Source organism: Acetobacter farinalis (genome assembly GCF_011516935.1).
Lineage (GTDB): Bacteria > Pseudomonadota > Alphaproteobacteria > Acetobacterales > Acetobacteraceae > Acetobacter > Acetobacter farinalis.
In genome coordinates this window covers 12109-30317 of sequence record NZ_WOTF01000002.1, presented here as the reverse complement: position 1 = coordinate 30317, position 18209 = coordinate 12109, and the positions used below count along the sequence as shown (strand labels likewise).

Annotated in this window: 18 protein-coding genes and 2 tRNA genes; 9 read left to right on the top strand and 11 right to left on the bottom strand. The window is 59.8% G+C overall.

The genetic code is table 11. The annotated features are described in order from the left end of the window. Positions 1-114: 114 nt before the first annotated feature. The 3 genes from GOB82_RS03625 to GOB82_RS03615 all read right to left on the bottom strand — a co-directional run bounded on the left by GOB82_RS03625 (position 115) and on the right by GOB82_RS03615 (position 1709). Entirely contained in the window at positions 115-576 is a 462-nt protein-coding gene (locus GOB82_RS03625) for an EVE domain-containing protein (protein ID WP_166119823.1), read from the bottom strand. Further along, positions 573-953, bottom strand: a complete 381-nt coding sequence (locus GOB82_RS03620) for a VOC family protein (RefSeq protein ID WP_166119821.1) — start codon at positions 951-953, stop codon at positions 573-575. The genes GOB82_RS03625 and GOB82_RS03620 overlap by 4 nt, the downstream gene beginning before the upstream one ends. 69 nt (positions 954-1022) lie before the next feature. Next, the gene (locus GOB82_RS03615) at positions 1023-1709 is read right to left on the bottom strand and encodes a helix-turn-helix transcriptional regulator (RefSeq protein WP_166119818.1); all 687 of its coding nucleotides are present in this window, start codon (positions 1707-1709) and stop codon (positions 1023-1025) included. Between the two features lie 107 nt (positions 1710-1816). On the opposite strand from GOB82_RS03615, the gene GOB82_RS03610 reads away from it, so the two are divergent. Beyond that, a complete protein-coding gene (locus tag GOB82_RS03610; RefSeq protein WP_166119815.1) occupies positions 1817-3781 on the top strand; it encodes a prolyl oligopeptidase family serine peptidase in 1965 nt (654 codons plus the stop codon). Positions 3782-4029: 248 nt separating this feature from the next. Here the strand turns inward: GOB82_RS03610 and GOB82_RS03605 are convergent, their stop codons facing one another. The 4 genes from GOB82_RS03605 to GOB82_RS03590 all read right to left on the bottom strand — a co-directional run bounded on the left by GOB82_RS03605 (position 4030) and on the right by GOB82_RS03590 (position 6895). Next, positions 4030-5676, bottom strand: a complete 1647-nt coding sequence (locus GOB82_RS03605) for an NAD-dependent malic enzyme (RefSeq protein ID WP_166119813.1) — start codon at positions 5674-5676, stop codon at positions 4030-4032. Positions 5677-5970: 294 nt separating this feature from the next. Further along, complete coding sequence (gene nusG / locus GOB82_RS03600) at positions 5971-6501, bottom strand: transcription termination/antitermination protein NusG (RefSeq protein WP_166119811.1); 531 nt, start codon at positions 6499-6501, stop codon at positions 5971-5973. 9 nt (positions 6502-6510) lie between these two features. After that, complete coding sequence (gene secE / locus GOB82_RS03595; protein ID WP_166119808.1) at positions 6511-6705, bottom strand: preprotein translocase subunit SecE; 195 nt, start codon at positions 6703-6705, stop codon at positions 6511-6513. A 113-nt stretch (positions 6706-6818) separates the two neighbouring features. After that, positions 6819-6895 (bottom strand) — tRNA-Trp (locus GOB82_RS03590). Positions 6896-7116: 221 nt separating this feature from the next. On the opposite strand from GOB82_RS03590, the gene GOB82_RS03585 reads away from it, so the two are divergent. The 6 genes from GOB82_RS03585 to atpC all read left to right on the top strand — a co-directional run bounded on the left by GOB82_RS03585 (position 7117) and on the right by atpC (position 12777). Further along, a tRNA-Gly gene (locus GOB82_RS03585) sits at positions 7117-7190 on the top strand. Between the two features lie 608 nt (positions 7191-7798). Further along, the gene (gene atpH, locus GOB82_RS03580; protein WP_166119806.1) at positions 7799-8383 is read left to right on the top strand and encodes an ATP synthase F1 subunit delta; all 585 of its coding nucleotides are present in this window, start codon (positions 7799-7801) and stop codon (positions 8381-8383) included. After that, positions 8383-9918 (top strand): F0F1 ATP synthase subunit alpha, encoded by a 1536-nt coding sequence (gene atpA, locus GOB82_RS03575; protein WP_166119803.1) that lies wholly within the window; start codon positions 8383-8385, stop codon positions 9916-9918. Before atpH ends, atpA begins: the two co-directional genes overlap by 1 nt. 16 nt (positions 9919-9934) lie before the next feature. Beyond that, on the top strand, positions 9935-10834 hold the full coding sequence (locus tag GOB82_RS03570) for a F0F1 ATP synthase subunit gamma (RefSeq protein WP_166119801.1): 900 nt from the start codon (positions 9935-9937) through the stop codon (positions 10832-10834). 31 nt (positions 10835-10865) lie between these two features. Continuing rightward, positions 10866-12338: a F0F1 ATP synthase subunit beta gene (gene atpD / locus GOB82_RS03565; RefSeq protein WP_166119798.1), complete on the top strand. Its 1473-nt coding sequence runs from the start codon at positions 10866-10868 to the stop codon at positions 12336-12338. 28 nt (positions 12339-12366) lie between these two features. After that, positions 12367-12777 carry an ATP synthase F1 subunit epsilon gene (gene atpC / locus GOB82_RS03560; RefSeq protein ID WP_166119796.1) on the top strand — a complete coding sequence of 137 codons (411 nt, stop codon included), beginning with the start codon at positions 12367-12369 and terminating at the stop codon, positions 12775-12777. Positions 12778-12866: 89 nt separating this feature from the next. On the opposite strand, the gene queF is transcribed toward atpC, so the two are convergent. After that, complete coding sequence (gene queF / locus GOB82_RS03555; protein ID WP_166119793.1) at positions 12867-13337, bottom strand: preQ(1) synthase; 471 nt, start codon at positions 13335-13337, stop codon at positions 12867-12869. A 127-nt stretch (positions 13338-13464) separates the two neighbouring features. On the opposite strand from queF, the gene rnd reads away from it, so the two are divergent. Then, positions 13465-14652, top strand: coding sequence for a ribonuclease D (rnd, locus tag GOB82_RS03550; RefSeq protein ID WP_166119791.1), 1188 nt, complete (start codon positions 13465-13467; stop codon positions 14650-14652). 48 nt (positions 14653-14700) lie between these two features. Here rnd and GOB82_RS03545 read toward each other — a convergent pair whose 3' ends face one another. Next, positions 14701-15699, bottom strand: a complete 999-nt coding sequence (locus GOB82_RS03545; RefSeq protein WP_166119788.1) for an adenosine kinase — start codon at positions 15697-15699, stop codon at positions 14701-14703. A gap of 195 nt (positions 15700-15894) precedes the next feature. Here GOB82_RS03545 and GOB82_RS03535 point away from each other — a divergent pair, with 195 nt between their 5' ends. After that, the gene (locus tag GOB82_RS03535; protein WP_194300358.1) at positions 15895-16614 is read left to right on the top strand and encodes a bactofilin family protein; all 720 of its coding nucleotides are present in this window, start codon (positions 15895-15897) and stop codon (positions 16612-16614) included. A 101-nt stretch (positions 16615-16715) separates the two neighbouring features. Here GOB82_RS03535 and GOB82_RS03530 read toward each other — a convergent pair whose 3' ends face one another. Together GOB82_RS03530 and GOB82_RS03525 are read right to left on the bottom strand one after the other, a co-directional pair. Continuing rightward, the gene (locus GOB82_RS03530; RefSeq protein ID WP_166119781.1) at positions 16716-17333 is read right to left on the bottom strand and encodes a GcrA family cell cycle regulator; all 618 of its coding nucleotides are present in this window, start codon (positions 17331-17333) and stop codon (positions 16716-16718) included. 183 nt (positions 17334-17516) lie between these two features. Continuing rightward, entirely contained in the window at positions 17517-18128 is a 612-nt protein-coding gene (locus GOB82_RS03525) for a LysE family translocator (protein WP_194300357.1), read from the bottom strand. Positions 18129-18209 lie beyond the last annotated feature (81 nt).

The window sequence follows — 18209 nt, the reverse complement described above, 5'->3', positions numbered from 1 at the left end:
GCTTTGGCTTTGCCCGGTGTTTGAAATGGAGACACCCTTCTATACTGGCGTTTGTTCTGGAAACACCTGCCTGCCACGCGCCATATCCGCCCCAAGGCGCCAGCATTCAACCGTTCACACATCCAGAGAGAAGAGCTGTTCCTGTGCGGAGTGCATGGCGTGTTTCATGCATGCGAAGTCATGCTGCTGAATCCGGATAAGGCCGTAACGCAGGCTCTGCCCCCAGTTCCGGCGGCCTGCGCTGAAGCTTAGATGGGGCAGCAGGGGAGTGATGGAGGCGTCATGCGCATCCATCCATGTGACGTGCCGCCGCCATGGATGAAAGCCATTGCCCATATCAAACGGGTACGGGTCTCCCGCCGCGATGATGCCGATGGCGGTCAGCCGCCTGTAAGGGGTCCTGTCTCCCATCCGGAGTGTCGGGGAGTAATAAACAATGCCGTCACCCGGCCGGATGCGGCGAAGCGGGGCGGCCTTGCCGTGGCAGACCTGCATGATGCCCTCCATCCTCCCACGGCGGACATGCTCGGCGGAGGCAATGGCCAGCCAGAACCCGTTTATTGCGAACCCGCTCATTTCGGCGCAGGCCGAAAGACGCGCAGGCGATGGCCGTCCGGGTCGAGAGCCGTAAAGCCATATCCGAACCCCATCCGCGTTGGCGGCTGGAGGATCGTGATATCCTTGTCGGTCCATGCCGTGTGCAGTGCGTCCACCTCCTCAACAACAAACGCGAGTTCTCCGTCCTGCCCTGCTCTGGCCCCCTGCCCGGCTCCTGGGGCGGCAGGTTCGACAGTGTTGCGCACCCACAGCCCGAACGATGCGCCATTGGGAAAGGTGAAGAGCACAAAAGCCGGGGAGGCCTGAACAGGCTCCACGCCGAGGAGGTCCGCATAAAACGCGGCACTCCGGCTCAGATTTTCTACATACAGAATAACGATATCGGGTTTGAGCATCGGGACGCCTCCTGAAAAGTGATGGCCCTCCTGTTAGCGCCTGCCCGTGTCAGTTTCTGTCAGCAGTGATCAATACGGCCTGTCTATCCCTGTCTTCATGCGCCACTCCGCGAGCAGAACGCGGCGGCGGCGCGGAAAGCGCTCGCTCGTGACCTCCAGACTGTTGATGCGATCCAGCCGGAAATGGCGAAAATCCTGACGGGCTTCGCACCATGCCGCCAGAACCTCTGCGGCCTCGAAAAAGCCGATGGCAACAGGCCACACGATGCGCTGCGTCGCATCCCCCTTCTTGTCGGTATAGGCGAGACGAAGCTTGATCTCATGCCGCATTGCCTGACGGATCAGGGTCAGATGGGGTGAGGCCTCATGGGGCATCGGGCCTGCCAGCATGCCGCTGGTTTCGGCTTCATCCGCAAACTGGTCGGGCAGAACGGCGGAAATCTTGGCGATAACGTCGCGGGCCGCCTGTTTGATCTCGGCATCCCCCCGCTCCAAGGTCAGATGCAGGCCCAGAAGCAGGGCATCCAGCTCGGTTTCGGAGAACATGAGGGGCGGGAGCAGAAAGCCGGGCTTCAGGACATATCCCATGCCCGCCTCCCCCTCGATGGGGGTTCCCTGACCAACCAGAGTGGCGATATCGCGATAGACAGTACGAAGCGAAACACCAAGCTCGCGCGCCAGAATGGCGGCGGGCACCGGCCTGCGGCGGCGGCGCAACGCCTGAATGAGATCAAGAAGACGACTGGAGCGGGACATGGTACTGCAAGCCTGTAGAGTGTTAGCCCTGCGCACGGAAAGAGCCGATAACCCTGTGCAGGATGCGCGGTGCGATGACGGTATCAGTTTGTTCGGGAGTGTATGAAATGTCCGATCCCTCTTCCTCCATCCTGCCTGCCGGGCAAGCGGAGCCTCTGGCCTGTGGCACATGGCCTTCCCGTGTGACGGCGGCGCTGGTGGCGGGCAAGACACTCTCCCTTTCCGAAGTGAGCACGGATGGTGGCACGGTTTTCTGGCTGGAGCGTCGCCCTGCGGAAAAAGGCCGCTCCGCCCTGATGCGGTGGGCAGAAGGGCAGGAGGTGGCGGAAGCCGTGCCGTCCCGCTTTGATGTTGCAACCCGTGTGCATGAATATGGCGGGGGTGCCTATGCGGCGCGGGCGGGGCGCATAGCCTTTTCGGACAAACAGACAGGAGCTGTCTGGCTGGTGCCACATCCTGGGGCGGAGCCTGTGCGGCTTACGCAGGGGGAGGACGTGCGCTATGCGGACCTGCGGTTTGACCCGGCAGCCACAACCGTTCTGGCCGTGCGGGAAGACCAACGTGGCAGCGGGGAGGCCAAAGCCGCGCTGGTCGCGCTGAAGCTCCCGGCAGGCGGCATGCAGGCCGAGGAATCCGTGCTGTATAGCGGGCCGGATTTTCTCTCTTCTCCCTCGCTCTCTCCGGATGGAGCGTACATGGCGTGGGTGGAGTGGCAGCACCCGGATATGCCGTGGGATGCCACACGCCTGTGTCTGGCGAAGGTGGTGCGGGATGCGGAAGGGCGCGTCACGGCGCTGGAAAACAAACAGACTCTGGCAGGGGTAGAGCAGCGCGAATCGGTGCTGGAACCGCGCTGGACGGAAGAGGGCCGCCTGCTGGCACTCTCGGACCGCGCCGGATGCTGGACGGTGTGGGAGGCTCTGTTTCAGCACTCTCCTCCTCAGTTGATGCCCTGCGCCATGCCGGAGGGGGAGATTGGCCAGCCCGCATGGGTGTTCGGTCAGCGGAGTTACCAGCCCCTGCCGGGCGGGGCCTGTCTGGTTCTGGCTGTGCGGGATGGCCGCACCCGGTGTCTGCGGGTCTCCGCAGAGGGCCAGACGCAGCCTTTTGCCGCGCAGCCGGAGCAGTGCCCGGTGCCGCTGGAGGATGGGCGGTTTGCATGGCTTGAGTCCCCGGATGATGGTCTGCCTGCGGTTGTGGTGGGAACAGCCGCGCACGGTGTGGAACAGGTGCTTCAGCGTGCGGCCCCGCTGGATCTTGCCCCGGCCGATATTTCTCGCGCCGAAACCATTCGTTTTCCGGTGCCGGGGGAAGACGGGCTTCAGGGGCACGCACTGTTCTACCCACCTGCCAACAGCCGGGCCTGTGTGCCGGACGGCACGCTGCCCCCCATGATCGTGCAGGTGCATGGCGGCCCGACAGCCCGTGCGCAGGAAGGATTTTCCTTCAAGGTGCAGTGGTGGACCTCACGCGGCTTCGCGGTGCTGGATGTCAATTACGGGGGTTCCACCGGGTTCGGGCGTGCATGGCGTGAGCGGCTGAAAGGGGCGTGGGGTGTGGTGGACGTAGCGGATTGTCTTGCCGCCTGCCGCCATATGGTGGCCACCGGGCGGGTAGACCCGCGGCGTCTGGCCATTCGCGGTTCCAGCGCGGGGGGTATGACGGTGCTGGTGGCCCTTGCCGAATCGGATCTGTTTGCCGCGGGTGTCAGCCTGTATGGTGTGACAGACCTGAGGGCGCTGGCGCAGGAGACCCATAAATTCGAGGCCCGCTATCTGGACGGGCTGATTGGCCCCTGGCCGGAGGCAGAGGCGGTTTATCTGGCCCGCTCTCCCCTCTCCGTGGCGGAGAACATCAAGGCCTCGGTTCTGCTGCTGCAAGGGTCGGAAGACAAGGTTGTTCCTCCCGGTCAGGCACATGCCATGGCCCGCGCCCTGCAGGCCGTGGGTACGCCCTGCACCCTGCATGAGTTTCCCGGTGAAGGGCACGGTTTCCGTCAGGAAGCCACCATCCGGAAAGCGCTGGAAGAAGAGCTGGCGTTTTATGGCCGTGTCTTCGGGTTCACGGTGTGAAGGCTGCGGCTATACGTCTTTGTGATCACTAAAAGCCGACAGGGGGTGAGACGTTTTCCCATCCTTCGGCGTTGGACTGAAAAAAGGAAAAAGCCGGACCCCACATGTGAGGTCCGGCTTTTTTGTTTCTGCCTCCCCGGCAGCGGGCGCCCCGCACGGGGCATCGTGCATTGGGCGCCTCACACCGGGCACGCTCGTATACTGGTCTGCCAGCCAAGGAGCCTCTTCTCGGCCCCTGTAGCGGGTTTTTAAAGGGCGTCCTGAGCGTGATAGTGCGGTGTGTAGACCAGACTTTCAATCCATGCCCGGATATCCTGCGGGCGCGGCACCGTGGCGGCACCCTGATCGAAAATAAATTCCGCAATGCGCGTGGCAGAGGTGATGGACACTTCCAGAATCTCGCTCTGCGGCGGGAACAACCGCCCGCGCTCCTGTGCCGCCGGGTCTACCTGATCCGCCAGCGCGCTGGCGGCCTTGATCACCATATCATCGGTAATCAGGTCCGGGCAGGTGGCATAAACAGCCAGACCCAGAGCCGGGAAGATGTAAAAATTATTGGCCTGCCCGGGGTAGAAGGTTCTCTCGTTCAGGGTTACGGCGGGGTATTGCAGGCCGGCGGCAAACAGTGCCTGCCCGTTTGACCATGTGTAGGCCTGCTCTGCCGTGCATTCGCTGTTTTTGTCAGGCAGGGAGAGCGCGAAGATAATCGGGCGCTCGTTCAGCGCGGCCATTTCCTCCACCACCTCCTGCGTGAAGGCACCGCCACAGGTGGAGACACCGATCAGAATACTCGGTTTGACGGCTTTCACCATGGCCAGCAGATCACGCGAGGGCGGCATGTCCTTGGCATAGCGGGCCTGCTGCGGAGAAAGGTCTGTGCGGGATGCCTCCAGAAGACCATCCACATCCATCAGCGTCATGCGGCTGATGGCCTCTTGTTCCGAAAGCCCTTCCCTCTGCATGGCAGTCACCAGCATGTCGGCAATGCCGAGACCGGACGAGCCTGCGCCAAGGAAAAGCACGCGCTGACTGGAAAGAGGCTCGTTTTTAATACGCAGCGCCGTAATCAGGCCAGCCAGTGTTACGGCTGCGGTACCCTGAATATCATCATTATAACAGCGGATGCGCGGAAAGTATTTTTCAAGATACCGGATGGCATCCGTGCCTTTCCAGTCTTCAAAATGCAGGCAGCAGCGCGGGAAAACAGTCTGCACAGCCTGCACGAATTCTTCCACAAACTCGTCCAGCACGTCCAGCGCGGGCGGTTCGCGCCGCAGACCCAGATAAAGCGGGTCCGCGCGCAGGGCGCTGTTGGTGGTGCCAATATCAAGCTGGATGGGCAGCAGGGTTTCAGGGGGCACAGCGCCACAGGCTGTGTAGAGATCCAGCTTGCCAATGGGGATGCCCATCCCGTTCACGCCGATATCGCCCAGCCCGAGAATCCGGCCGCCGGTTGTCACGCAGATCACGCGGACGTCCTCCACCGGCCAGTTGCGCAGAACCTCTTCTATCCGGCCCTTCATCTCAAGGCTGATATACATGCCCCGGGGGCGGCGGTAGATATGGCTGAACTGCTGGCAGACAGCCCCCAGCGTTGGTGCATAAACAATGGGAACATATTTGGCGGGGTTGGACATCAGAACCCGGTAATACAGGGTTTCACTCTGGTCCCGCAGTCCGCTCAGATAGATATAGCGCTCAAGGTCACTGGGCTTGGCTTCCAGATGCCGGTGAATACGCTCTTCCTGCCGGTCCAGACTTTCCACATGAGAGGGAAGCAGGCCTTCCAGCCCGTACTGCCGTCGTTCTTCAGCCGTAAAGGCAGTGCCTTTATTCTGGCTGGCATCATTCAACAGGGACATTCCCCGAAGGTGAGGGACGGAGGTGTGTGGCATTACAGACCCTTCAAACGTGGTGAGACATAGAATATCGCCCGCATGAGCAGGGAGTATCGAGCGGGGTGTACGGAATAATGTTCCGAAAATAACAAAAACTTAGCAAAATACGACTGAAAATTTCAAGGGTGAGCCATGTTCTATCGCGGTTTGGTCTTGCGGCTCCTTTTAAAGAAGAACGCACCGCGCCGGGCAGGGTTCAGGAAGACCGGGGAATAAAAAGCAGGCAATAAAAAAAGAGGCAACCCGAAGGCGCCTCTTTTTGCAATCATTCAGGTCCGGGTCATCACAGGATCAGAGTTTTTCAACCTGACCATATTCCAGATCGACCGGGGTTGAACGCCCGAAGATGGAAACGCTGACTTTCAGGCGTCCCTTCTCTTCATCAACTTCTTCAATCACACCGTTGAAGGAGGTAAACGGACCATCCGCAACGCGGATCTGTTCACCAATTTCAAAGGTCACGGCAGAACGCGGATGCTGGATGCCATCCTCGGCCTGCTTGATGATCCGTTCAGCTTCCGCTGCGGAAATCGGGGTCGGGCGGTTTTTGGTGCCAAGAAAACCCGTGACTTTCGGGGTATCTTTCACCAGATGCCAGGACTCATCCGTCATTTCCATCTTCACCAGCACATAGCCGGGGAAGAACTTGCGTTCAGCATTCACTTTCTGGCCGCGACGCATTTCAATGACTTCTTCTGAAGGAACCAGAATTTCGTCAATGTGGTCCGCAAGACCCTTCTGTTCTGCCTGTTCGCGAATATGCTGGGCGATTTTCTTCTCGAAGCCCGAATAGACGTGGACCACGTACCAACGTTTGGCCATGTCGTTTCCTCAGCCTCCCAGCCCGAACAATTGACGCACGCCGAGACCAATCAGCTGGTCAACGACAAAAAAGAAAACAGACGCCAGCCCTGCCATGGCAAGAACCGCACCCGTGGTAACGAAAGTGGCACGCCGGGACGGCCATGTGACCCGCTCGGCCTCGGCTCGTACATCACGCAGAAACTTACCGGGACTGACCGACACGAACTATCCTCTCTCCGCTGCCCGGTCCGATTCGAGCGGACAGACGCGCAGCCTGAATATTTTTCTGTCAGAAAACGCCGCAGTGCCTGCGAGGCTTTCCAGCCAGTGTTGTCTGGCAGGGGTGGAGGGTCTCGAACCCACAACCTCCGGTTTTGGAGACCGGCGCTCTAGCCAATTGAGCTACACCCCTGCAGTGCGACAAGCCGACGCGGAAAGCAGGTATAACGGAAACCCGTCAGCCTGACCACCCATACGCGGCCCTTGCAGGAGGCGGAACAAAATATGTTGTGAGCCTAAAGTCAAGAGGCAGAACGCGATATCGTGTCAGAATACGAAAAGAAGGGTTAAAAAAGTTCATTTGTGAGGGGGTTGCGAAGCGCGCCGGTTTGAGGGTAAGAGGTTTTTCAGAGCGCGGGCGTAGCATAGTGGTAATGCTGTAGCCTTCCAAGCTACCGAGGAGGGTTCGATTCCCTCCGTCCGCTCCAAAAATTTCCCAAAAATTTATGTTTTTTTACAAGCGGCATAGCTGTGCGTTGTCCTGCGTGCCCGTGTGTTCCTCCGTGTGCCATCAGGCTGCGCGTGGCTCCGTACGCATGCGGGGTCAAAAGATGCAGGACAGGGGCTTTTTGCTCTCCCTCTTCAGGAGGACCGTGCCGTGTGTGGCCTCTGTATGCCAAGGGGGAATGCCGGTCGGAGTAATGCCGGTAATGGCAAGGCGGGGTGGGGGTGGATTCGCGGTGTGCGTCCGGCTGGTCTGGCGAAGGGGCGGAGCGGCCGAAAGATTTTTGCCTGCTCATTCAGGGAATGAAATTATTTTTTGAAAGATTTTTTCGCGCCCGCGCACACATCATGTGTGCGCGGGATTGCAAGCCGGACGGCATCCGTAAGGAGGTTTCCGTGGCGCAGGAAGCACATCGGGCGTGCCCGGTGGGAGAAAAGCGGCATGGCTGGCAATTTTTGGCAGAGCCTGCCGGTTGCGTGGTGGATGTCAGCATGCTAGAGGCCGCGCCGACGCATGCTTGTGGCTTCGTAAAGCCAGAGGTGGAGTCATGACGTGGAATGCCGGCGCGCACAGAAGGAAAGAGCCTAAAGAGTGGTGGCCTCGGGCGTAACGACAGCACAACCGGTTGCTTTTGCTCCCAACGGTCTTGAAGGCCGTTATGCAACTGCGCTTTATGAGCTTGCAGCGGAACAGCAGCAGCTGGATGCAGTGCTTGATGAATGTGCGGCACTTGCCCGCCTGATCGATGAAAGTGCGCCATTGCGCACTGTTCTGGATGATCGGCGGCTTGATATCCGTGTCTCCCGCAAGGCTGTTCTGGCCGTGCTGGACGCACAGGGTTTTTGCCCGACTCTCCGGAATTTTGTGGGTGTTGTTGCTGACAACCGTCGTCTGCCTGCCTTGCGGCAGATTCTGGCAGCCATCGATGCCCTCGCTTCCGCCCGCCGTGGTGAAGTGGTGGCGGACGTTACGTCTGCCCAGCCGCTCACAACCACGCAGCGCGCCCAGCTTCAGGTTCGCCTGGCCGAGGCCGGTTATTCCCGTATCACTATTCGTGAGCGTGTCGATTCCAGCCTGCTCGGCGGCCTTGTCGTCCGTGTCGGGGCAAAGCTTTATGACGCCAGTCTTCAGACCCGCCTGTTTCGTTTGCACTACGCCATGAAGGGAGCCGCGTGATGGAAATCCGTCCCGCAGAGATTTCGGATATCCTCAAGCAGCAGATTGCTTCGTTCGACAAAGAGTCCGATGTTGTCGAAACCGGCACTGTCCTGTCCGTTGGAGACGGTATTGCCCGTGTGTTCGGCCTGCAGCATGTGATGGCTGGTGAACTCGTGGAATTCCCGGGTTCCGGCCAGAAAGGCATGGCGCTGAACCTTGAGAGCGATAACGTCGGTATCGTTATTTTTGGTGATGACACCAACATCCGCGAAGGGGACACCGTCTCCCGCTCCGGCGTTGTGGTTGAAGTCCCCACAGGGAAAGGCCTGCTGGGCCGCGTTGTGGACGGTCTGGGCAACCCGATCGACGGCAAGGGTCCGCTGACCAACGTCGAAATGCGTCGCGCTGAAGTCAAGGCTCCGGGCATCATGCCGCGCCAGTCCGTCAGCGAGCCGATGCAGACAGGCATCAAAGCCATTGATGCCCTCGTGCCCGTCGGGCGCGGCCAGCGTGAACTGGTGATTGGTGACCGTCAGACCGGCAAGACGACCATTCTGACCGACACGATCCTCGCCCAGAAAACCATCAATGACGAAGGCGACGACAAAAAGTCTCTCTACTGCATCTACGTTGCAGTCGGGCAGAAGCGCTCCACGGTCGCACAGCTCGTGCGTCTGCTGGAAGAAAAAGGCGCGATGAAATACTCCATCGTTGTCGCCGCGACTGCCTCTGATCCGGCTCCCCTGCAGTATCTGGCACCGTACGCCGCCTGCGCCATGGGTGAATATTTCCGTGACAACGGCATGCATGCCCTGATCTGCTATGACGATCTGTCCAAGCAGGCTGTGGCGTACCGCCAGATGTCCCTGCTGCTGCGCCGCCCGCCGGGCCGTGAAGCGTACCCGGGTGACGTGTTCTACCTGCACTCCCGCCTGCTGGAACGCGCCGCGAAAATGTCTGACGCTCATGGCGGTGGCTCTCTCACGGCTCTGCCGGTTATCGAGACGCAGGCTGGTGACGTTTCCGCCTACATCCCGACCAACGTGATCTCCATCACGGACGGGCAGATCTTCCTTGAGACCGATCTGTTCTACCGTGGTATCCGTCCGGCTGTGAACGTTGGTGGCTCCGTGTCCCGCGTTGGCTCCGCCGCGCAGATCAAGGCGATGAAGCAGGTTGCCGGCAAGATCAAGCTGGAACTGGCCCAGTATCGTGAAATGGCCGCCTTCTCCCAGTTCGCATCCGATCTGGATGCCGCAACGCAGAAGCAGCTTGCCCGCGGTGCCCGTCTGGTTGAACTGCTCAAGCAGCCCCAGTCTTCCCCGCTGACGGTTGAAGAACAAGTTATTGTGCTGTTCGCCGGAACCCGTGGCTTTATTGACGGGATCGCGGTCGATAAGGTTGTGGCCTGGGAGCACGCTCTTCTGGCCGATCTGCCGAACGGTGGAAAAGATATTCTGGCAAGCATCAGAAAAGAGCAGCAGATTTCGAAAGAAACTGAAGCCCGCCTGACGGAATATCTGACCACCTTCAACCGCAACTTCGGCGGCTGAGGAGCAGGACCCATCCATGGCTTCCCTCAAGGAACTCCGCGCCCGTATCGGAAGTATCAAGTCGACTCGGAAGATCACCAGCGCGATGAAAATGGTCGCGGCCGCAAAATTGCGCCGCGCCCAGGCCAGTGCTGAGGCTGCTCGTCCGTATGCCGCCGCTATGCGGCGGATGCTGGGTGAACTTGCTGCTGCCACCAAGGGGGAAGAGGGTGCGCCGCGTCTTCTGGCCGGAACGGGGCAGGACAAGATTCATCTGCTGATCCCGATCAGCAGTGATCGTGGTCTGTGCGGTGGCTTCAACTCCAACGTGAACCGGCTGACACTTCAGACGATCAAGAAGCTTCAGGCAGAAGGCAAAACCGTCAAACTGCTGCCGGTTGGCCGCCGTGCCCTGAGCTTCTTCACCCGCGATTATGCGGACCTGATTGTTGATAAGGTGACCGGGTTCAGCGGGAAGGACGTACCGTTTTCTGTGGCGAGCGATCTTGGTGACAAGATCAATGCGCTGCTGGAAGCTGGCGAGATCGATGTTTGCACGCTTGTGTTCAACAAGTTCAGAAACGCGATGACGCAGGTTCCGGCATGCCAGCAGCTTGTGCCCATGGTGATGGATGATGTCGTGGCAAAAGCCGATGCCGCCTCCACCACGGCTGAAGATGTCGCGCAGTATGAATTTGAACCGGATGAAGCAACGCTGCTGGCAATGCTCCTTCCGCGAAATCTGCAGGTTCAGATCTACGCTTCGCTGCTGGAAACAGCCGCAGGTGAGAACGGCGCCCGCATGACGGCCATGGATAACGCCACGCGCAATGCAGGCCGGACTATCGACAGTCTGAGCAAGGTCTATAATCGGACCCGCCAGACCAATATTACTAACGAACTGATCGAAATCATCTCGGGCGCACAGGCTGTCTGAGCCCGCTCGTTTGCCCCGCAGGAGCTGACCCATGTCGGATACCACAACCCAGACCCAGGCCCCTGCGGCCACGAAGACCAATTCTGTTGGCCGCATCACCGAGATCAGAGGGCCGGTTGTTGACGTGCAGTTCGAAGGTGAACTGCCGAAAATTCTCAACGCCCTTCACGTCAAGCTGGGTGAACAGACACTGGTGCTTGAAGTGGCCCAGGAAATTGGCGAGCACGAAGTGCGCTGCATTGCCATGGACACCACAGATGGTCTGGTCCGCGGTGCAGAAGTGTCCGATACCGGCACGCAGATTTCTGTTCCTGTCGGCCCCGAGACGCTCGGCCGTATCCTGAACGTCATCGGTGAACCGATTGACGAAAAAGGTCCGATTGTCACGGCGCGCCGTGCGCCCATCCACCGCGATGCCCCTTCTTTTGAAGAGCAGGCCGCAGCATCTGAAATCCTGATGACAGGCATCAAGGTCGTTGACCTTCTCTGCCCGTACCTCAAGGGCGGTAAGGTCGGCCTGTTCGGTGGCGCCGGCGTGGGCAAGACCGTTATTATTCAGGAACTCATCAACAACATTGCAAAGGCACACGGCGGCGTGTCCGTGTTTGCCGGTGTTGGTGAACGTACCCGTGAAGGGAACGACCTGTATTACGAAATGCAGGATGCCGGCGTTATCAAGCTGGACGAGAACAACAACACCGAAGGCTCCAAAGTGGCGCTGGTGTTCGGTCAGATGAACGAACCCCCGGGTGCCCGTGCCCGCGTTGCACTTTCCGGCCTGACGCTGGCTGAATACTTCCGTGATGAAGAAAGCCAGGACGTGCTGTTCTTCGTGGACAACATCTTCCGCTTCACGCAGGCGGGCTCTGAAGTGTCCGCTCTGCTGGGCCGTATCCCGTCCGCCGTGGGCTATCAGCCGACACTGGCAACGGAAATGGGTGCGCTTCAGGAACGTATTACGTCCACCAAGAAGGGCTCCATTACGTCCGTTCAGGCCGTGTATGTCCCTGCGGATGACTTGACCGATCCGGCTCCGGCGGCAACCTTCGCCCATCTTGATGCAACAACCGTGCTGAACCGCTCCATTGCTGAAATGGGCATCTACCCGGCTGTTGACCCGCTGGACTCCACGTCCCGCTCTCTGGACCCGGCTATTGTGGGTGAAGAGCATTACAACGTGGCGCGTGACGTGCAGCGTATCCTGCAGACCTACAAGTCCCTGCAGGACATCATCGCCATTCTGGGGATGGATGAACTGTCTGAAGACGATAAGCTGATTGTGGCCCGTGCACGCCGCATCCAGCGCTTCCTGTCCCAGCCGTTCCATGTGGCGGAAGTCTTCACGGGTGCACCGGGCAAGCTGGTTTCCGTGGCAGATACGGTTCGCTCCTTCAAGGCGATCTGTGCCGGTGAGTATGATGATCTGCCGGAAGCAGCGTTCTACATGGTTGGCACGATTGAAGAAGCCGTTGCCAAGGCAGAAAAAATGAGGGAATCGGTCTAACAGCCGGTTCCGGGAAGGAACAGCATTCATGCCGATCCAGATCGAGATCATCAGCCCTGAAAAGGTTCTGGTGTCGCGTGAAGTAGATATGGTGGTCATGCCGGGTATGGAAGGTGATATCGCCGCCATGCCCGAACGGGCCCCCATGATGCTTCTGCTGCGTGGCGGTGTTGTCTCACTGTACGAAAATGACACCGTGACGGATCGTTATTTCGTCGGTGGTGGCTTTGCGGACATGACAGCAACCCGCTGCACCATTCTGGCCGATGAAGCCAAGCCTGTGAGCGCGATCTCCATTGATAACGCCACAGCCCAGCTCGAAGCTCTGACAGAGGTCTGGGACAAAGCCGACAAGAACGATATCTCGCGTCTGGACGTGCTTCAGGAGAAGATCCTGTCCGTGCGTGCTGAAATCGACGCAGGGTCTTCCGGGTTCTGAGGATAATCCCTCAAGGCACCGGACAGGTTTAAAAAGCCACCCTTGCGGTGGCTTTTTTTATGTGCGGGCTTCAGCCCGAAGCGGTGCCCTTAACCGCGCCCCCGATAGCTGGGAACGTCCTGCGAGGGAATCCAGACATCGGCCGGGGGGGCGCCTGTCTGCCAGAACACATCAATAGGCATACCCCCGCGCGGGTACCAGTAGGCCCCAATCCGCAGCCAGACCGGAGAGAGGTGCTCAACCAGCGTTGTGGCAATCTGCACGGAGCAGGCTTCGTGAAATGCGCCGTGATTGCGGAAGCTTGTCAGGAACAGTTTGAGGGATTTGCTCTCAACAATCCACTGGTCCGGAACGTAGTCAATAACAAGATGGGCAAAGTCCGGCTGCCCTGTAACCGGGCAGAGGGATGTGAATTCCGGAGCCGTAAAGCGCACCAGATAATTCTTGCCCGGATAGGGGGCGGGTACACGCTCCAGAATGGCTTCTTCCGGGCTTGTGGGGGCAGGGGTGAAGCGGCCAAGCTGGGTAAGGGCATTACTGCCATCGTCAGGGCGGGTCATGGCGTTTCCTTCAGTTGTGGTCACTATGTCCTTCATGTTGAAGCTGGGTAGGGTTTCGTCAAGCTTTTCAGGACGTCAGGGCTGCTGTCCGCTTCTTTTTCCCGTCAGGTGGTGTATGAAGGCAGGTATGGCCAGAGCTTCCTCCCCCGCATTCCCTGAACCCCGCCTCATTTCCACAACGGATGACCTGGCGAGCACCCTCACCCGCCTGCGTGAAGAGCCGTATCTGACTATTGATACGGAATTCATGCGCGAGCGTACCTACTGGCCGGAGCTGTGTCTTGTGCAGATTGGCGGTGCGCGGGAAGTGGTGCTGATTGACACCATGGCGGAAGGGCTGGATCTGGCGCCGTTGGGGGCCCTGATGGCGGATGAAGCGGTTCTGAAGGTTTTCCACGCCGCCCGGCAGGATCTGGAAATTTTCCTGCACCTGTTTGATGCGCTGCCCACGCCGCTGTTTGACACCCAGGTGGCCGCCATGGTTGCCGGGTATGGGGATCAGGTGGGGTATGACAGCCTTGTCGGCTCCATAACCGGCCATGCCATTGATAAGAGCCACCGGTTTACGGACTGGTCCGCGCGGCCGCTCTCCGCGGCACAGCTTACTTATGCTGCGGGAGATGTAACGTGGTTGCGTCTTGTGTATGAGCGGCTGCTGAAAAAGCTGGAGCAGGAAAAGCGGCTGGACTGGGTTTCTGCCGAAATGGCGGTGCTGACAGACCCGGCCACGTTCCGGGCAGACCCGGAAAAGCAGTGGGAGCGTTTGCGCGCCCGCACCAATAACCGGCGGATGCTGGGCGTTCTGCGGGCTGTGGCGGCTCTGCGTGAGCGGGAAGCGCAGCGTGTGAACGTACCGCGCCAGCGTTTGCTGAAAGATGAAAGCCTGCTGGAAATAGCCGCGACAGTGCCCGTAACGGTCGAGGCGCTGGCGCGGGTGCGTGGGGTATCGCGCGGGCTGGCGGAAGGCCGCACGGGAGCGGGCCTGCTGGAGGCTGTGAAGCAGGCGCAGGCTCTGCCGGAAGCCGAACTGCCACGCCTGCCCAAAAATCGCGGCAAGGATGCGCCCCGGGCTTCAGCCGCGCTCATGGCTCTGCTGAAAGTGCTGCTGACAAGCTGCTGCGAAGAGCATGATGTTGCTCCCAAGCTTGTGGCGTCCATGGAAGATCTGGAAGCTCTGGCGCTTGATCCCTCAGCACCCAACCCGGCTCTTGTGGGCTGGCGGAAGGCAGTGTTTGGAGATGCGGCTTTGTCCTTGTGTCAGGGCAAGATCGCGCTGGGTGTCAAAGGCGGGAAAGTCGAACTTCTTCCCTGCTGAGGCCTCCTCCCTTCTCGGGAAGGAAGGAGGGTGTGGGAGGAGGGTTTCTTAGAAACCCATTTCCTGCCAGAGATTGGTCAGCGGGCGTGCCCCGACATGCGAAATGATTTCTGAAGCCGCGACAGAGGCCAGGCGGCCACATTCAGGCAGCGTGCGGCCCGATGTCAGCCCTGCCAGGAAGCCTGCGGCATAGGCATCCCCTGCGCCGGTTGTATCCACCACCTGTGTCGGGACGGGGGCGACCGGAGTGCATTGCCCGTCATGAATCACCACACTGCCCAGCCCGGAGCGTGTCAGGGCGGCAAAGGTGGTGTCTTCCAGTGTGCGGCGGGCGGCGGTATCGAAATCTTCCGTTTCATACAGGGCGCAGATTTCATCTTCGTTGGCGAAGAGAATATCCACATGGCCCTTCACGAGATCCAGAAATGCCTCGCGGTGGCGGCCGACACAGAACGGGTCAGACAGGGAGAGTGCAACCTGGCGGCCATTCTGGTGCGCCAGCGTGGCCGCGCGGCGGAAGGCTTCCTGCGCATGCGGCGGGTCAAACAGATAGCCTTCCAGATAGACAATCCGTGAGGCCGCGATCATGTCCGGCAGGACGTCTTCTGTGGTGAACTGGGTGCATGCGCCCAGATAGGTTGCCATGGTTCGCTGGCCGTCCGGCGTGACCATCACAACGCATTTTGCTGTTGGCAGGTTTTCGGACACACGTCCGTCCAGAGGCGTGGAGGGGAAGGTAATGCCGTTATCCCGCAGGTCCTGCGCAAAGTTCTGGCCAGCCGCATCCCCCGCGACCTTGCCCAGATACGCCACCCGTGCGCCAAACTGCGCTGCCACCACACAGGTATTGGCGGCAGAGCCACCGCCCATCACCCGCTCCACTTTCAGGTTGGCGGTCAGGGCTTCCGCGCGGGCGGCGTCAATCAGAGTCATGCTGCCGGGAATCAAATTCTGCTCGAGCAGAAAAGCAGGGTCGACTGTGGCGAGAATGTCAGTGATCGCATTGCCAATGCCAAGAATATCGTATTTTGCCTCAGAGCCGGTCATGACGGTATGTTTTCCTGAAAAAAAGAGCAGATCGGCTCTTTCGGTATCGCGCTGCCATAAAAAGGGCAACAGCAGGGGATAACGGAAGCTTGCCGCCAGACCTGTCGCCTGTATAACAAAATAGAATGCCGGCTTGATGGATCGACGCGGGCAGATACGGAATAGTACAACCGCTGTCGCATAACGGCAGCCAGCATGGCGGGGGGTTTCTTGTTTAAACGACGCAAGCCTGAAGACAACCGACCGGCCGGGCAAAATGCCGGTCAGAGTGCCAGCCAGCCGGACGCACCGCGTCCAGCCGGGGCGTTTGGTACAATATTTCCTCCATCCTCTTCTCCCGCGGGTTCGCCACCGCCATCCGGCAGCGGTACGGCACCTGCTTCCCGTCCAGACGCAGCAAAGGAGACCCCCATGGGTCGTGCGCCTCTTCCTCCCGGTTCCCCACTTCCTCCCAATCCCTCTGTGCCGCCTCTGCCGGGTGCCGCAGCGCGTGGCCTCAACCCGCAGCAGCCTAAAAAGGAAACGGCTGAGCAGCGGACGCTGGTTGTTGGCCGCGGGATCAGCGTTCAGGGCACCGTGCAGGATGCCGAACGTCTGGTTGTGGAAGGCACAGTGGAATCGAGCATGATTTCCGCCAAGGAACTTGCTGTGATGCCTGGTGGCCTGTTCCGGGGCAGTGTGGAAGTTGAGAACGCGGAAATTGCCGGGACCGTTGATGGCTCCCTGACAGCCCGTGGCAGCCTGACGCTGCGCGCAACGGGCCGTCTGCTGGGTAAGGCAGCCTGCCGCCGCCTGAAAGTGGAAGATGGTGGGCAGATCACCGGTCAGCTTGAAATGCTGGGTGATGACGCCAGCGCGCCGAAGCCGCCTGCGGCAGCACCGGCTGCTGATAAGCCTGTAACGACTGAAGGCTGAAAAACTGACTGTCCCGGTGGTCTGGCAGGGGGCAAGCCCCTGTTTCAGGCCACGGTCAGCATGCGCGCCCTTTGCGAAAGCAAGGAGGCGCGCTTTTTATATCAGGCGACGTTATCGCGCCGGTCGCGCAGTTTGACATACGCGATCTGTGCATGTTCAGCGCAATAGGGCTTGCCCGGCAGCGGTGTTGCCCCACAGAAATGGAAGCCCGGAGTGCCGGGGTCTCCAATAGGCCAGCAGCAGGACGGGCCGCGCCGCTTTTTGGGTTCCGGGTCTGAAATGCTGCGCAGCGGGGCCTTGGGTTTGGCAGGCGCACGCGGGGCCGCGGGGGCTTTTTCCACCTTGGCCGGTTTGGCTTCGGCTTCAGCCTTGGGCTGAGGGGCTGCTGCTGCCTGAGGGGCAGGGGCGGCGGCCGCAACCGGCGCGGTTACGGCAGCGGGCTTTGCTTCCACAGCAGGCTGTGCGGCTTTTTCTTTTACCGGTGCGGGGGGGGCAACAGGGGCAGCGGAAGGAGAGGCCTTTTCCGCGCTGTCTGGGGCTGCCGCCTTGGGTTTGTCATTCCGCCGGATGGGGGAGGGGCGCGGGGGCAGGCTCAGGCGGTGTGCCTTGCCGACCACGGCATTTTTGGTAATGGAGAGCCGACGGCCAATTTCTGCGGTTGAAAGGCCTTCCGCCCAGAGCTCTTTGAGCCGGGCGATTGTTTCATCGGTCCACTCCATGCACAGGCACCTTTTCATAATGTCACTGATCAGTGAAGCCAGATGCTTCAGTGGCGGGCATATTAGGGGTAGAACAGGGCTATCTCAAGGATAAAGGCCAGAAATTCTTGAAAACAGGCAATTCCTGAAATCAGGCAGGCATCGCACGGCGGGCGAGTGCCTGCCGGTCTGCCTGCTGGTGTTTCAGTGCGTACGGGCTTCCATTATGAGCGGGTAGAGAGACGCCACAAGCAGGGCTGCCATGGTCAGATTGAAGCCGCGCAAAATACCGGGGCGTGTCAGCCAGCGGCGCATGATAGCTCCGAAGCCGGTCCACAGGCTGACGCTGGGAATAGTTACCAGCCCGCAGATCAGGCAGGCCAATGCCAGCCCGAACAGGAAATTGTCATGCGGCAGATAGGCCGACACAATGCCGATAGCGACAATCCAGGCCTTGGGATTGACCCATTGGAATCCCGCTGCCTGTAAAAAGCTGAAAGGCCTGCCAGCTTCAGCCTGGGCAGAGGCCGGAGCCGCAGTGGCAATTTTCCAGGCCAGCCAGAGCAGATAAGCCGCACTGGCATATTTCAACCAAGTATAGAGCAGGGGAAAGCGTGCAAAAATTACCCCCAGCCCAAGCCCGACCAGCCCGATCATGAGCACAAAGCCGAGCGTGACGCCAAGAATATGCGGAATTGAGCGCCTGAAGCCGTGGTTCAACCCGGATGCGGTTAACATGGTATTATTCGGGCCCGGCGTGATGGACGCCACCAGAGCGAAAGCGGTCAAGGGGCCGAAGCTGCTCCAGAACGACATGATGTGCAAAACTCCGTTTGCGGAAGGCGGATACTGGGCAGTGTGTGCGAAAATGCCGGAACAGGATATGGAAATTTCACA